Source organism: Streptomyces sp. DSM 15324, assembly GCF_001514285.1.
Taxonomy (GTDB): domain Bacteria; phylum Actinomycetota; class Actinomycetes; order Streptomycetales; family Streptomycetaceae; genus Streptomyces.
In genome coordinates, this window is sequence record NZ_KQ949023.1 from 126,652 (window position 1) to 140,297 (window position 13,646).

Below are 13,646 nucleotides of genomic sequence, written 5' to 3' on the forward strand. Positions count from 1 at the left end.
CCGCCGCGATCCGCGCGCGCCGCCCCGCTCACTGCGCGAGCAGCTCGGCCAGACCCTCGTCCAGACCGAGCTGCTCGCCCTCGGTGCCCGGCGGCACCGCCCGCAGCGTCCGCTCCAGCCACGCCGACACCTGCGCCGCGGGCGCCTCCAGCAGGGCGTCGCCGTCCGGCGAACTGAGCGCCATCAGCACGACACTGCGCCCCTGCGACTTCGTCGGCCACACCCGCACGTCGCCGTTGCCGCAGGGCCGGAACACGCCCTCCACCAGCAACTCCCGTGCGAACGTCCAGTGGACGGGCTGCTCCGAGTTGATGTGGAAGATGACGTGCACGGCGAACGGGTCGTCGCTGCGGTAGCCCAGTCGGGCCGGGACGGGGATGCTGTGCTCCGGCGACAGGATGAGCCGGAGCTCCAGTTCGCGCTCCACCACGGTGTGCTGCATGGTCGTTCTCCTCTCCGTACGGATGTGTACGGAGGGAGAGAGCGCAAGGGATGCGGAGCATTACGCGGGTTCGGAGAACTTTTTCTCCGCGGGAGAACTTTTCTCCACGCGTTCGGTCGGGGAGCCGCGGCGGACGGTCCGAACGTGTGAAGCGTGTGCACGGGGTTGCCCGGAAAGGGGCGGGTACGGCGGGACTGGCGGTGGTGGTTGCGTCCGTCTGATAGATGTGGATGCCCCCATCCGACCTCCGAGCAGATACGGGACGACGGACATGAGCGCCCCAACCCCGGCCCCCGGCGACGACAGGCCCCGCGAGGGGTATTACCCGGACCCGTCCATCCCCGGATACGTGCGGTACTGGAACGGCTCCGCCTGGGTACCGGGCACCAGCCGCCCGGCCCCGTCGGACGGTATGCCGCTCACTCCTTCGGCCTCACCCGTGGAGGAGACCGGCCCGCACTTCTTCGACGAGGACCCGCACCCGGCCGACCAGGTCGGCGGCGGCCGCCCCGAGCCCGCCTCGGCCTGGGGCGCGGACCGTGCCCACCAGTCCGGCTTCGGCGGCGACCAGGACCGCAGGGTGTCCTGGGGAGCGGCGCAGGGCGCCGACCCGAGGGCCCTGGCGCAGCCGGCGGTGCCGGCCCAGCAGGGCGGTCCGGGGTCCCCGGCGCAGCCCGACGGCTGGTCCGCGAGCACCGACGGGACGGCGACCATCCCGCCGGCCGAGCCGGAGACCGGTGACGTGGCGTCGGGCGGGACGTTCGTCTTCCGCCGTCCCGGTGCGCGGGACGCGGCCGGGGGCGGCGCGGCGGGCAACGCCAAGCCCGGCTTCGGCGCGGGCAAGGCGGCCGCCGAGCGGGCCGCCGCCGCGCAGGCGGCGCAGGCGCAGGGCGCCCCCGGCCTGCCGGGCCCGGCGGCCCGGATGCCGGCCCAGCAGGGCCCCGCGATCCAGCCTCCGGCCGCACAGTCTCCGGCCGCACAGTCCCCCGCCGTACAGCCTGCTGCCGTACAGCCTGCTGCCGTACGGCCTCCCGGTGGACAGCCCTCCGCAGCGCAGCCCCCCGCCCCGCAGCAGGGCCCGGCCGCCTTCCCGCCCGCCGCCGGGCAGACCGGCGGTCCCGGCCCGGCGCCGCAGCCCGCGCCGGGCGTCCCGCAGCAGTCCGCCCCCATGGCCGCCGGCCCCGGCGGGGGGCAGTCCTCGTGGGCGCAGCAGGTGCACCGGCTGGCGGGGGCCGACGAGCAGCCCCTGCCGTGGAAGCCGCCCGTCGAGGACATCTTCCAGGCCGCCGCCCGCAGACAGGCGGCGGCCCGGCCCGCCGGCCTCGGCAAGCGGTTCGCGGCCCGGCTGGTCGACACCCTCGTCCTCGCCGCGGTCACCTCGGCCGCCGCCGTACCGCTCGGCGTGAAGGCCCTGGACCACGTCCACGAGAAGATCGACGAGGCCGAGCTGACCGGACGGACCGTCACGGTCTGGCTGCTGGACGGCACGACCTCCGTCTACCTCGGCATCGTCCTCGGTGTCCTGCTGGTCTTCGGGATCGTCTACGAGGCCCTGCCGACCGCCAAGTGGGGGCGCACGCTGGGCAAGAAGCTGTTCGGTCTGCAGGTGCGCGACATCGAGGGGCACGAGCCCCCGGCCTTCGGCGCGGCCCTGCTGCGCTGGCTCGTCTACAGCCTGCCCGGGCTGCTGGTGATCGGGGCCGTGGGCGTGGTGTGGGGCGTGTTCGACCGGCCGTGGCGCCAGTGCTGGCACGACAAGGCCGCCCACACGTTCGTGGCCGGCTGACGCCCGCGTCCCCGGCCGGACCGACACCCGTACGGCCGCTCGCCGGATGCGGTGGTCCTGGCCGCGGGTTCCACTCGGGCCATGACCACCGAACCGCCCCCCGGCTCCGGCGGCCCGCCGGAGGACGACCCGTTTCGGAAACACCCCCCACAGGAGCCGCCGCAGGAGCCGCCGGGGGAGCCCTCCCGTGAGCCCCCGCGGGGCGGATCGCCGTACGACACCCCGTACGACGGCGAACCGCCCCCGCCGTACTCGGGCGGCGGCGGGCCACACGGTGGCGGCCCCTACGGCGGCGGCCCCTATGGCGGCCGGGGCGGTGACGCCTACGGCGGCTACCCGCCGGACCCGCTCGCCGGGATGCCCCCGCTCGCCGACAGCGGCAAGCGCACACTGGCCCGGATCATCGACATGGTCCTGGTGTACATCGTGGTGGCGCTGCTGGTGTGGGCCTTCCGGGTGGACCAGTACACGGTCGACGCCGACAAGATCTCCTTCGGTAAGACCCTCGGCCGTGAGATCGTCACCGCCGTCCTCTACGTGGCGTACGACACGGTCCTGATCGCGCGGACCGGCCAGACCCTCGGCAAGAAGTGGTTCGGCATGCGGGTCGCCACCCTGGACGACGGCTCCACGCCCTCCGTGCAGACCTCGCTGGTCCGCGCCCTGGTGCTGTGGATCCCGTTCGCGTTCTGCTGCGCCTGTGTGTGGACCGCGATCGCGGGCGGCTGGAGCTACTTCGACAAGCCCTACAAGCAGGGCCTGCACGACAAGGCGGCCAAGACGGTGGTGGTCGGCCTCGGTTGAGGCGCCGAGCACGAAGGAGGGCCCGAGCCGGCAGCGGGCTCGGGCCCTTCCCGTGCGCCGTTCGGTCAGGGGGCCGGTTCTCGGACGGGCTCGGGCGCCGCGGCCACGGAGGCGGGTACGGAGGCGGGTACGGGCACCGGCACCGGCTGGGGCGCCGCCTGCGCCGCCTGCTGTTCCGGCCGCGGCTGCGGCGCGGGGGCGGGCGACGGCGACGACCGCGTCACCGGCACCGTCAGCGCGACGAGCACGCCGAGCGCGAGCGCGGCGACGGCGACGACGGCGATCCCGGGTCCCGAACTCGTCTGTGACAGCAGCAGCATGGCGAGCGTCGAGACGATGACGGTGCAGGAACCGTACGTGAGCTGTGCGACAGTCGGACGAGGCATGGCAATCGTGTCCTCGGAAGCGGGGGAGATCTCGACTCTATGGGCCTGCATGCCCGAGTGGAACGAACGGTAAGCGTGACCTAACCCACGGTGCCGGTGCACAGGGGGCGCACGGAGTCATGGCGTCCAGCAAGTGGACGGTCCCGCGCGCCCGTTCTCGTTACGGTCATGTGTCCGCAATACGAACACCGGCTCTCAATAATGCACTTGATCTGTCCAAGTCAAGGTCTGTCTTTTCTCGTAAACCAGTAGTCAAATGGCGTCACTTGACTACACGCGTATAACAGCGCGCGGACCTTCCTTGACAGGGATCCCCCCTTTTCCGCGCGTACGGTCGCGTTAGGGGAGGACATCAAGTGACCAGCAGATCCTGGACGTTCAGAACGGCCGCGACGGTCGTCGCCCTTGCGGCGGCCACGACGACGTTCACCACGTTCGCCGTGGCACAGGCCGCGGAGCGTGGCACGGGCGCGGCGGTGGACCGGCGGGACCCGCAGCCGGCCAAGGCCAAGGAGCACGACTTCGACGGCCCGCTCAGCAAGACGCAGGAGGCCCAGCGCGAGGAGGCCCTCAAGCAGGTCATATCCGGCGAGGCCACCGTCAGTGACCGCAACGGTTCCAAGGTGGTCAAGCTCGCCAGCCGCAAGGGCGACAGCAAGTACGTCGAACTGGGCCGCGAGAAGACCGACAAGATCTTCACGATCCTGGTCGAGTTCGGCGACCAGGTCGACCCCCGCTACGGCGGCACCACCGGTCCGCTGCACAACCGGATCGCCGCGCCGGACCGCGCGAAGGACAACTCCACGGCCTGGCAGGCGGACTACAACCAGGCGCACTTCCAGGAGCTGTACTTCGGCACCGGCAAGAACACCGAGTCGCTGAAGAAGTACTACGAGAAGCAGTCCTCGGGCCGCTACTCCGTCGACGGCAAGGTCACGGACTGGGTCAAGGTGCCCTACAACGAGGCCCGTTACGGCTCCAACGACGCCCCGACCGGCGCCTGGTACGCGGTCCAGGACGGCGTCAACGCCTGGGTCGCCCAGCGCGAGGCCGCCGGTGCCACGGCCGCCCAGATCAAGGCGGAGCTGGCCGAGTTCGACCAGTGGGACCGCTACGACTACGACGGCGACGGCAACTTCAACGAGCCCGACGGCTACATCGACCACTTCCAGATCGTGCACGCCGGCGAGGACGAGTCCGCGGGCGGCGGCGCGCAGGGCAAGGACGCCATCTGGGCCCACCGCTGGTACGCCTTCGGCACCGACGCCGGCTCCACCGGCCCGGACACCAACAAGCTCGGCGGCGCCCAGATCGGCGACACCGGCATCTGGGTCGGCGACTACACCATCCAGCCGGAGAACGGCGGCCTGGGAGTCTACGCCCACGAGTACGGCCACGACCTCGGCCTGCCGGACGAGTACGACACCACCGGCGGCGGCGAGAACTCCACCGGCTTCTGGACCCTGATGTCCTCCGGCTCCTGGCTCGGCACCGGCAAGGAGTCCATCGGCGACCTGCCCGGCGACATGAACGCCTGGGACAAGCTCCAGCTGGGCTGGCTGGACTACGACGTCGCGTTCGCCGGCAAGAAGTCCCGCCACAAGCTGGGCGTCGCGGAGTACAACACCAAGAACGCCCAGGCGCTCGTGGTGCAGCTGCCCGAGAAGAAGGTCACCACCGACATCGTCACCCCCGCGCAGGGCTCCACCCAGTGGTGGAGCGGCAGCGGCAACGACCTGCGCAACACGCTGACCCGCACGGTCGACCTGACCGGCAAGACCTCCGCGTCCCTCACCCTGGACGCCTGGTGGGACATCGAGCAGAACTACGACTTCCTCTACGCCGAGGTCTCCACCGACGGCGGCGCCAGCTACACCCCGATCGACGGCACCCTGGCCGACGGCACCGCCATCCCGCGTGACGGCAGCGACAAGCCCGCCCTCACCGGCACCGCGGCCGCCTACCAGAAGCTGACGTTCCCGCTGGACGCCTACGCCGGCAAGCAGATCAGCCTGCGCTTCCGCTACGCCACCGACGGCGGTGTGGCCCAGAAGGGCTTCGCGGCCGACGAGATCAAGGTGACCGCCGACGGCGCGACCCTGTTCTCCGACAACGCGGAGGCGGCGGACGCCGCTTGGACCGCGAAGGGGTTCTCCCGCATCGGCTCGACCATCACGGACGACTACGCGCAGTACTACATCGCCGAGAACCGCCAGTACGTGTCGTACGACAAGACCCTCCAGGTCGGCCCGTACAACTTCGGCTTCTCGACGACCCGTCCGGCCTGGGTGGAGCACTACGCCTACCAGAACGGTCTGTTGATCTGGAAGTGGGACACCTCCCAGGCGGACGACAACACCAGCGCCCACCCCGGTGAGGGCCTGATCCTCCCGATCGACTCGCACCCCACCCCGCTGAAGTGGGCGAACGGCACCCTGATGCGCAACCGCGTCCAGGCCTTCGACTCCACCTTCAGCCTCTACCCGACGGACGCGATCACGCTGCACAACGCGGACGTCGCGACCACGATCCCGTCGCGTCCGGGCGTCCCGGTCTTCGACGACGGCAAGTCGACCTACTACGACGCCACGAACCCGCTCGCGGGTGTCAAGGTCACTGACACCAACACCTCCATCAAGATCGTCAGTGAGGCCAAGGACGGCTCGAAGATCACCGTGAAGGTCGGCCCCTCGGCCAAGTGATCTAAGAAACCGCAGGTCAGAAGCGTATCGGCGGCAACCCCTTGGCGGGTTGCCGCCGGTCGTGTTTAGGTGCCTCCTGTGACTCCGTTATTGACACCGACCTTGATACCGACTCGCACGGGGGTATGACCGCATGGCCGCAGGAGGCTTCTGCAAGCTGCCGAACGGCAGGGTGGTGGTGGCCCTGAACCTGCCCAGCCCGAGCGCCGCGGACCCGGACGCCGCCGTCCGCGTCCTCGTCCACGCCCAGAACCGGGCGAGGGCCCTGACCAGGCTCCGCAACCTCGGCCTGCGCGCCGTCTACCTCCGCGGCAACGCGGCCCCGCCGACCCCGGACGAGATCACCGCCGTACTCCACCACCCGGACGGCCTGATCTGGCGCACCACCCCCGACAACGCTGTCCCGGCGACCGTCCCGGAACTCTGGAGACCGATCAGAGCACTGCTCCGCGGAGCGGCCGCCTAGAAGATCTTCACCGATCTCCTGGCGCCGCTCAGCTGACGACCGGCTTGCCCGTCAGTTCCACGCCGGCCGCGCGCAGCTCCTCCAGCGCGCGCTCGGTGGTCTCCCGGGCCACCCCGGCGGTCAGGTCGAGCAGGACCGTCGTACGGAAGCCCTCGCGGGCCGCGTCCAGCGCGGTGGCCCGGACGCAGTGGTCCGTGGCGATCCCGACGACGTCGACCTCGTCGATCTCCCGGGTCCGCAGCCAGTCGCCCAGCGTGACGCCGTTCTCGTCGGTGCCCTCGAACCCGCTGTAGGCGGCCGCGTAGGCCCCCTTGTCGAAGACGGCGTCGATCCCGCCGGAGGCCACCGCCGGGGCGAAGTTCGGGTGGAAGCCGACACCCTCGGTGCCGGCGACGCAGTGCGCGGGCCAGGACCGGACGAAGTCGGGGTTGTCGGCGAAGTGCCCGCCGGGCGCGATGTGGTGGTCACGGGTGGCCACGACGTGCCGGTACCCGGCGGGGGCCTGCCCGATCAGCTCGGTGATCGCGGCGGCGACATCGGCACCCCCGGCCACCGCGAGGCTGCCCCCCTCGCAGAAGTCGTTCTGCACGTCTACGACGATCAAGGCGCGGCGCATGGTCGGTGTCCTTCGACTGAGGGTGAAGTCGACTCTCGGGTGAAGTAAGCAAGCCTAGAGATTTTCCGCCCCCGGCAACAGGGCCCCGCCGTCGACGGACGGGACCCGGTGGGGGGTGCCTGGTGCGGTCACAGCACTAGCGCTCCTGGAGGTACTCCGTCGCCAGCACCGGCTCCCCCCGGGAGAGCTGGGTGGCGGACAGGGGCAGGTTGGCGCGGGCCGCCGTGTGGCGGTCGCGTACGGCGTCCAGGGGCTCGCGGCCGACCACGGTGCCGCCCCTGACCAGCTCCACCAGCAGCTGCCGGTCAGCGAGGGCGGCCGGCACCGGCCCGGTGCCGACGACCTCGGCCTCGGCGACCCCGTCCGCGTCCAGCCGCCGCGCCGCCCACTTGCGGCCGCCGATCGACGTCTTGCCGCCCGTGGACCGCTTCGCGACCGGCACCAGCGGCGCCTTCGGATCGGCCGACTCGGCGCGCGCGACCAGCTTGTAGACCATCGAGCAGGTGGGATGCCCGGATCCCGTCACCAGCTGCGTCCCCACGCCGTACGCGTCCACGGGCGCCGCCGCCAGCGAGGCGATGGCGTACTCGTCGAGGTCGGATGTGACGATGATCCGGGTGTCGGTGGCGCCCAGCGCGTCGAGCTGCTGGCGCACCCGGTGGGCGACCAGCAGCAGGTCGCCGGAGTCGATGCGGACGGCGCCCAGCCCGGGCCCGGCCACCTCCACCGCCGTACGGACGGCCTCGGTGACGTCGTAGGTGTCGACGAGCAGGGTCGTGCCGCCGCCGAGGGAGTCCACCTGGGCCCGGAAGGCGTCCCGCTCGCTGTCGTGCAGCAGGGTGAAGGCGTGGGCGCTGGTGCCCACGGTCGGGATGCCGTAGCGGAACCCGGCGGCCAGGTCGGAGGTGGAGGTGAAGCCGCCGACGTACGCGGCGCGGCTCGCGGCGACCGCGGCCAGCTCATGGGTGCGGCGGGCGCCCATCTCGATCAGCGGCCGGGCGCCGGCGGCCGAGGACATCCGGGAGGCGGCCGCCGCGATCGCCGAGTCGTGGTTGAGGATGGACAGGATCACCGTCTCCAGCAGCACGCACTCGGCGAAGGAGCCCTCCACCCGCAGGATCGGCGAGCCGGGGAAGTAGACCTCGCCCTCCGGGTAGCCCCAGATGTCACCCGAGAAGCGGTAGGCGGCCAGCCAGTCGAGCGTCTCGTCGTCGACGAGGGCGCGGCGGCGCAGGAAGCCCAGGACGTCCTGGTCGAAGCGGAAGTTCTCGACCGCGTCCAGGACCCGCCCGGTGCCCGCGACGACGCCGTAGCGCCGCCCGTCCGGCAGCCGCCGGGTGAAGACCTCGAACACGCTGCGCCGCTCGGCCGTCCCGGCCTTGAGAGCGGCCTGCAACATGGTCAGCTCGTACTGGTCAGTGAAGAGCGCCGTAGAGGGAACGTCCACCGGCAGCCCAAGGTCCGCTGTGTTCATGCCGACAGATGCTACACCCCTTTGCGTCAGTGTGACGATTTGTGGGGCCCGTGGCAGCATGGGCCTTGTGACGTCACCCGCTCCCCTTGAGATCGAACGGACCGAGTCGGCGGAGGAGGTCTACGCCGTCCCCGAGCCGGACGTCCCCTGGGTCACCATCGTCCACAACGACCCGGTCAACCTGATGAGCTACGTGACGTACGTCTTCCAGACGTACTTCGGCTACAGCAAGGACAAGGCCACCAAGCTCATGCTCGACGTCCACCACAAGGGCCGGGCGGTCGTCTCCAGCGGCTCTCGTGAGGAGATGGAACGCGACGTGCAGGCCATGCACGGCTACGGACTGTGGGCCACCCTCCAGCAGGACCGGAAGTAGCCTCCTCACTGATGCCTGGACACTTCGAACCGCTTCCCGGCGGCGGCGCGGCCGTCGCGCTCGACGACGTCGAGATCTCCATCATCCGGTCGCTGGCCGTCCAGCTGCTGGAACTGATCGGGCCCGGCCCCGCCGAGGACGCCCCCGACGACCCGCTCGCCGAGCTCTTCGCCGAGGGCCCCAGCGAGCCCCCCGCCGACCCGGTGCTCCGCCGGCTCTTCCCGGACGCCTACACCGACCCGGAGAAAACCCCGGGGCCGCGGCAGGCGGACGAGCAGAAGGCGCACTCCGCCGAGTTCCGCCGCTTTACCGAGAACGACCTCAGGGCCGGCAAGCGCGCGAACGCCCTCGTGGTGGTCCGCACCCTGGACGTGCTGGCCTCCGAGGCGGCCGGCGAGGGCGGGGCCGTGCTGAAGCTCACGCCGGGGGAGTCCCGGCAGTGGCTCGGCGCCCTCAACGATCTGCGGCTGGCGATCGGGGCCCGGCTGGAGATCACGGACGAGGACGACACCGACGTCCTGTACCGGCTGCCGGACGAGGACCCGCGCAAGCCGATGGTGATGGCGTACCTGTGGCTGGGCGGCCTCCAGGAGACCCTCGTCTCGACCCTTATGCCCTGATAAGCCCTCCTGGAGCGTTCGCTCAGAGGACGCTCAAATCCGGATAACGATCGCGTCACCGCCCCCATGGCTAATGTCCGCTCCGGGGGCAGTTCCTGTGCTTCTTCCTGTGTCGTGCGCCACACGGGAGAGCCGCGATCACTGTTACAGCCGTGATAAATCTTCACGACCGCCCGGCGAACACCACCCGAATGTTCGGCCGGGTGCGCCACCGAGCCGGCGACCGCCGGCCAGGCTCAGCGGGTTCGGGTCGGCCCGAACCCGCTCGCTCCATCATCCGGGGGGATCGAAACCCGATCCGAGGCCGACGAGAGGCCCGGGTCGGCATGGAGAAAGGCGCACCACACACATGACCTCCGCTCAGGTCGACACGGACGGCAACGGCGCCGAGACGGCGCCCGAAGAGGGGTACGAACGCGGACTCGGCAGCCGCCAGGTCCAGATGATCGCCATCGGCGGCGCCATCGGCGTCGGCCTCTTCCTGGGAGCCGGCGCGAACATCGCCAAGGCCGGTCCCAGCCTCATCCTCATGTACGCCCTCGCGGGCGCGATCGTCTTCTTCATCATGCGGGCGCTCGGCGAGCTCCTGCTCTACCGCCCGGTCTCGGGCTCCTTCGCCGAGTACTCCCGTGAGTTCCTCGGCCCGTTCTTCGGCTACTTCACCGGCTGGACCTACTGGCTGATGTGGGTCGTCACCGGCATGGCCGAGCTGACGGCCGCCGCGATCTACGTCAACTACTGGTTCCCGGACGTCCCGCGATGGGTCACCGCCCTGGTCTTCCTGGTGATCCTCTTCGGGGTCAACCTGATCTCCGTGAAGCTCTTCGGCGAGCTGGAGTTCTGGTTCTCGATGGTCAAGGTCACCGCCCTGATCGGCATGATCGTCATCGGCCTCGGCGTGCTGACCTTCGGCTTCAGCAGCGCCGGTGACACCGCGTCGGTCGCGAACCTCTACCAGTTCGACGGCTTCTTCCCCAAGGGCATCGGCTCCTCCCTGATGACCCTCCAGGGCGTGATGTTCGCCTACCTCGCGGTCGAGCTGGTCGGCGTCACCGCGGGCGAGTCCGAGGACCCGGAGAAGACGCTCCCGAAGGCCATCAACACCCTTCCGTGGCGCATCGCCCTGTTCTACGTCGGCGCGCTCACCGTCATCCTGTGCGTCGTGAAGTGGACCGAGTTCGCCCCGGGCGTCTCGCCGTTCGTCGAGGCCTTCGCGAAGATCGGCATCCCGGCCGGCGCCGGCATCGTCAACTTCGTCGTCCTCACCGCGGCCCTGTCCTCCTGCAACTCCGGCATGTACTCCACCGGCCGGATGCTGCGCACGCTGGCCGACAGCGGCGAGGCCCCGGCGGCCTTCCGCAAGCTGTCCGCCACCAAGACCCCGGCCTTCGGCATCACGGTCTCGGTCCTCTTCATGGGCATCGGCGTGGTCCTCAACTACGTCGTCCCGGAGAAGGCGTTCGGCTACGTCACCTCCGTCGCCACCGCGGCCGGCATCTGGACCTGGCTGATGATCCTGGTCAGCCACGTCCTCTACCGCCGCGCGGTCGTCGCGGGCCGCCTGCCCGCCTCGTCCTTCCCGGCGCCGGGCGGCTCGGTGTGCAGCTGGATCGCCATCGTGTTCCTGCTCTTCGTCACCGGCCTCATCGCCTACGACGCCGACTCCCGGGTCTGCCTGTACGTCATGGCCGGCTGGGCCGCCGCGCTCGGCGTCGGCTGGGCGGTCCTCAAGGGCCGTACCCCCGAGGTCACGGACCACCGCGAGCCGGAGCTCGAGAAGACCGGCTGACCGGACCCACCCCAGGACGTCCATCCGCAGGGAGCACTCGTGGCGCCCCGCTGCGGCTGCCGCTCAGGGCGTCCGCCATGTGGGCCGTTCCGTACCGCACCCCGGTACGGAACGGCCCCTCTGTCTATCCTGACGAACATGCTGACCATCACCCAGGCCCTCGTCGACCAGATCGTCGCCCACGCGCGCAAGGACCACCCCGACGAGGCGTGCGGCGTCGTCGCCGGGCCGGCCGGCTCCGACCGCCCCGAGCGCTTCATCCCCATGCTGAACGCCGCGATGTCACCCACGTTCTACGAGTTCGACTCCGGGGACCTCTTCAAGCTCTACCGCGAGATGGACGACCGCGACGAGGAGCCGGTGGTCATCTACCACTCCCACACCGCCACCGAGGCCCACCCCTCGCGCACGGACATCTCCTACGCCAACGAACCCGGCGCCCACTACGTCCTCGTCTCCACCCGCGACACCGACGGCCTCGGCGACTTCCAGTTCCGCTCCTTCCGCATCGTGGAGGGCGAGGTCACCGAGGAGGAGGTCCGGATCGTCGAGGGCTACTGACCGTCTTCCGCCGGCGACCTCCGCCCGCAGGCGTCGCATCTCACTCACCGGCCCGATTCCGTCCACCATGTGGGATCACATTCCGGAAGCCGGGACGGGAATCGATACGATGAGCCCATGGTTTCCCACGACGTGAGCGAGAAGACGCCGGGCGCACTGCTCGTGGCGCGGCTGCACGTCGACCTGTGCAGGCTAGCCAGCGCCATCTGTTGACGCGGACCCCTGCCGCCGTACGGCCGTGAGCCGCGGCGATGTCTCACCACGCACGTATCCCGCGCTGCCCACCTTCCTTCCGACAGGAGCCCTGAGCCATGGCCATCGAGGTCCGCATCCCCACCATCCTCCGCCAGTACACCGACGGTCAGAAGGCGGTGGAGGGCAGCGGTGACACCCTCGCCGACCTCTTCAACGACCTCGAGACCCGGCACACCGGCATCCACGCCCGGATCGTGGACGAGGGCAAGCTGCGCCGCTTCGTCAACGTCTACCTCAACGACGAGGACGTCCGTTTCGTCGACGGCATCAACACCAAGCTGACCGACGGCGACACCGTGACGATCCTGCCGGCCGTGGCCGGCGGCATGGCCTAGGCCGGCAGACCCGGCATGCGTTACGACTCCCCGCTGGCCGCGGTGGGCAACACCCCTCTGGTGCGCCTGCCGCGGCTGTCGCCGTCCGCCGACGTCCGTATCTGGGCCAAGCTGGAGGACCGCAACCCCACTGGCTCGGTCAAGGACCGCCCCGCCCTGCACATGGTCGAGCAGGCGGAGAAGGACGGCCGGCTCACCCCCGGCTGCACCATCCTGGAGCCGACGAGCGGCAACACCGGCATCTCCCTCGCCATGGCGGCCAAGCTCAAGGGCTACCGCATGGTCTGCGTGATGCCCGAGAACACCTCGCAGGAGCGCCGGGACCTGCTCGCGATGTGGGGGGCCGAGATCATCTCCTCCCCGGCGGCGGGCGGCTCCAACACCGCCGTGCGCGTCGCCAAGGAACTCGCCGCCGAGCACCCCGACTGGGTGATGCTCTACCAGTACGGCAACCCGGACAACGCCGGCGCCCACTACGCGACGACCGGCCCGGAGATCCTCGCCGACCTGCCCTCCGTCACCCACTTCGTGGCCGGCCTCGGCACGACCGGCACCCTGATGGGCGTCGGCCGCTATCTGCGCGAGCACAAGCCGGACGTGCGGATCGTCGCCGCCGAACCGCGCTACGACGACCTGGTGTACGGCCTGCGCAACCTCGACGAGGGCTTCGTACCGGAGCTGTACGACGCCTCCGTCCTCACCACCCGGTTCTCGGTCGGCTCGGCGGACGCCGTGACCCGCACCCGTGAACTCCTCCAGCAGGAGGGCATCTTCGCCGGTGTCTCCACGGGCGCCGCGCTGCACGCCGCGATCGGCGTCGGACGCAAGGCCGTCAAGGCGGGGGAGAGCGCGGACATCGTGTTCGTCGTCGCGGACGGCGGCTGGAAGTACCTCTCCACCGGTGTCTACACGGCGGCCACCACCGAGGAGGCCATCGAGACGCTCCAGGGCCAGCTCTGGGCCTGAGGCACCGGGCACGGCTCCGGCACGGCTCCGGCATAGCTCCGGCATAGGGCTCATCAACCACGCGCCAG

The 13,646-nt window shown here is 70.7% G+C and carries 15 protein-coding genes; 11 read left to right on the forward strand and 4 right to left on the reverse strand.

The annotated features are described in order from the left end of the window. Positions 1-28: 28 nt before the first annotated feature. On the reverse strand, positions 29-442 hold the full coding sequence (locus tag AQJ58_RS00530) for an SsgA family sporulation/cell division regulator (RefSeq protein ID WP_067243734.1): 414 nt from the start codon (positions 440-442) through the stop codon (positions 29-31). Positions 443-713: 271 nt separating this feature from the next. On the opposite strand from AQJ58_RS00530, the gene AQJ58_RS00535 reads away from it, so the two are divergent. Together AQJ58_RS00535 and AQJ58_RS00540 are read left to right on the forward strand one after the other, a co-directional pair. Further along, entirely contained in the window at positions 714-2,228 is a 1,515-nt protein-coding gene (locus tag AQJ58_RS00535) for an RDD family protein (protein WP_079078620.1), read from the forward strand. Positions 2,229-2,309: 81 nt separating this feature from the next. Beyond that, positions 2,310-3,032: an RDD family protein gene (locus tag AQJ58_RS00540; protein ID WP_067243735.1), complete on the forward strand. Its 723-nt coding sequence runs from the start codon at positions 2,310-2,312 to the stop codon at positions 3,030-3,032. A gap of 65 nt (positions 3,033-3,097) precedes the next feature. On the opposite strand, the gene AQJ58_RS00545 is transcribed toward AQJ58_RS00540, so the two are convergent. Further along, positions 3,098-3,418 carry a hypothetical protein gene (locus AQJ58_RS00545; protein ID WP_067243737.1) on the reverse strand — a complete coding sequence of 107 codons (321 nt, stop codon included), beginning with the start codon at positions 3,416-3,418 and terminating at the stop codon, positions 3,098-3,100. Positions 3,419-3,774: 356 nt separating this feature from the next. Between AQJ58_RS00545 and AQJ58_RS00550 the strand changes: the two genes are divergently transcribed. Both AQJ58_RS00550 and AQJ58_RS00555 read left to right on the forward strand, forming a co-directional pair. Then, on the forward strand, positions 3,775-6,120 hold the full coding sequence (locus AQJ58_RS00550; protein ID WP_067243739.1) for an immune inhibitor A domain-containing protein: 2,346 nt from the start codon (positions 3,775-3,777) through the stop codon (positions 6,118-6,120). Positions 6,121-6,253: 133 nt separating this feature from the next. Beyond that, the gene (locus tag AQJ58_RS00555) at positions 6,254-6,586 is read left to right on the forward strand and encodes a hypothetical protein (RefSeq protein WP_067243741.1); all 333 of its coding nucleotides are present in this window, start codon (positions 6,254-6,256) and stop codon (positions 6,584-6,586) included. A gap of 28 nt (positions 6,587-6,614) precedes the next feature. Here the strand turns inward: AQJ58_RS00555 and AQJ58_RS00560 are convergent, their stop codons facing one another. Both AQJ58_RS00560 and AQJ58_RS00565 read right to left on the reverse strand, forming a co-directional pair. Beyond that, on the reverse strand, positions 6,615-7,202 hold the full coding sequence (locus AQJ58_RS00560; protein ID WP_067243743.1) for a nicotinamidase: 588 nt from the start codon (positions 7,200-7,202) through the stop codon (positions 6,615-6,617). A 136-nt stretch (positions 7,203-7,338) separates the two neighbouring features. Then, positions 7,339-8,676: a nicotinate phosphoribosyltransferase gene (locus AQJ58_RS00565; RefSeq protein ID WP_067243747.1), complete on the reverse strand. Its 1,338-nt coding sequence runs from the start codon at positions 8,674-8,676 to the stop codon at positions 7,339-7,341. 58 nt (positions 8,677-8,734) lie between these two features. Here AQJ58_RS00565 and clpS point away from each other — a divergent pair, with 58 nt between their 5' ends. The 7 genes from clpS (at position 8,735) to AQJ58_RS00595 (ending at position 13,578) form a co-directional block, all read left to right on the forward strand. Continuing rightward, positions 8,735-9,052, forward strand: a complete 318-nt coding sequence (clpS, locus tag AQJ58_RS00570; protein WP_055638081.1) for an ATP-dependent Clp protease adapter ClpS — start codon at positions 8,735-8,737, stop codon at positions 9,050-9,052. An 11-nt stretch (positions 9,053-9,063) separates the two neighbouring features. Continuing rightward, the gene (locus AQJ58_RS00575; RefSeq protein ID WP_067243749.1) at positions 9,064-9,672 is read left to right on the forward strand and encodes a DUF2017 domain-containing protein; all 609 of its coding nucleotides are present in this window, start codon (positions 9,064-9,066) and stop codon (positions 9,670-9,672) included. Between the two features lie 349 nt (positions 9,673-10,021). Continuing rightward, positions 10,022-11,461 (forward strand): amino acid permease, encoded by a 1,440-nt coding sequence (locus AQJ58_RS00580; protein WP_067243751.1) that lies wholly within the window; start codon positions 10,022-10,024, stop codon positions 11,459-11,461. Between the two features lie 138 nt (positions 11,462-11,599). Beyond that, entirely contained in the window at positions 11,600-12,022 is a 423-nt protein-coding gene (locus AQJ58_RS00585) for a M67 family metallopeptidase (protein ID WP_067243753.1), read from the forward strand. Positions 12,023-12,139: 117 nt separating this feature from the next. Continuing rightward, positions 12,140-12,235, forward strand: coding sequence for a putative leader peptide (locus AQJ58_RS45605; protein WP_319180349.1), 96 nt, complete (start codon positions 12,140-12,142; stop codon positions 12,233-12,235). Positions 12,236-12,333: 98 nt separating this feature from the next. Then, positions 12,334-12,612, forward strand: a complete 279-nt coding sequence (locus tag AQJ58_RS00590; RefSeq protein WP_067243754.1) for a MoaD/ThiS family protein — start codon at positions 12,334-12,336, stop codon at positions 12,610-12,612. A gap of 15 nt (positions 12,613-12,627) precedes the next feature. Further along, positions 12,628-13,578 (forward strand): PLP-dependent cysteine synthase family protein, encoded by a 951-nt coding sequence (locus AQJ58_RS00595; RefSeq protein ID WP_067243761.1) that lies wholly within the window; start codon positions 12,628-12,630, stop codon positions 13,576-13,578. Positions 13,579-13,646: the final 68 nt, after the last annotated feature.

Coding starts and splice junctions, on each gene's coding strand:
- AQJ58_RS00545 (WP_067243737.1), bottom strand. CDS start 3,418: ATGCCTCGTCCGACTGTCGCACAGCTCACGTACGGTTCCTGCACCGTC.
- AQJ58_RS00530 (WP_067243734.1), bottom strand. CDS start 442: ATGCAGCACACCGTGGTGGAGCGCGAACTGGAGCTCCGGCTCATCCTG.
- AQJ58_RS00565 (WP_067243747.1), bottom strand. CDS start 8,676: ATGAACACAGCGGACCTTGGGCTGCCGGTGGACGTTCCCTCTACGGCG.
- clpS (WP_055638081.1), top strand. CDS start 8,735: ATGGGCCTTGTGACGTCACCCGCTCCCCTTGAGATCGAACGGACCGAG.
- AQJ58_RS00585 (WP_067243753.1), top strand. CDS start 11,600: ATGCTGACCATCACCCAGGCCCTCGTCGACCAGATCGTCGCCCACGCG.
- AQJ58_RS00535 (WP_079078620.1), top strand. CDS start 714: ATGAGCGCCCCAACCCCGGCCCCCGGCGACGACAGGCCCCGCGAGGGG.
- AQJ58_RS00595 (WP_067243761.1), top strand. CDS start 12,628: ATGCGTTACGACTCCCCGCTGGCCGCGGTGGGCAACACCCCTCTGGTG.
- AQJ58_RS45605 (WP_319180349.1), top strand. CDS start 12,140: ATGGTTTCCCACGACGTGAGCGAGAAGACGCCGGGCGCACTGCTCGTG.
- AQJ58_RS00555 (WP_067243741.1), top strand. CDS start 6,254: ATGGCCGCAGGAGGCTTCTGCAAGCTGCCGAACGGCAGGGTGGTGGTG.
- AQJ58_RS00540 (WP_067243735.1), top strand. CDS start 2,310: ATGACCACCGAACCGCCCCCCGGCTCCGGCGGCCCGCCGGAGGACGAC.
- AQJ58_RS00560 (WP_067243743.1), bottom strand. CDS start 7,202: ATGCGCCGCGCCTTGATCGTCGTAGACGTGCAGAACGACTTCTGCGAG.
- AQJ58_RS00580 (WP_067243751.1), top strand. CDS start 10,022: ATGACCTCCGCTCAGGTCGACACGGACGGCAACGGCGCCGAGACGGCG.
- AQJ58_RS00590 (WP_067243754.1), top strand. CDS start 12,334: ATGGCCATCGAGGTCCGCATCCCCACCATCCTCCGCCAGTACACCGAC.
- AQJ58_RS00575 (WP_067243749.1), top strand. CDS start 9,064: ATGCCTGGACACTTCGAACCGCTTCCCGGCGGCGGCGCGGCCGTCGCG.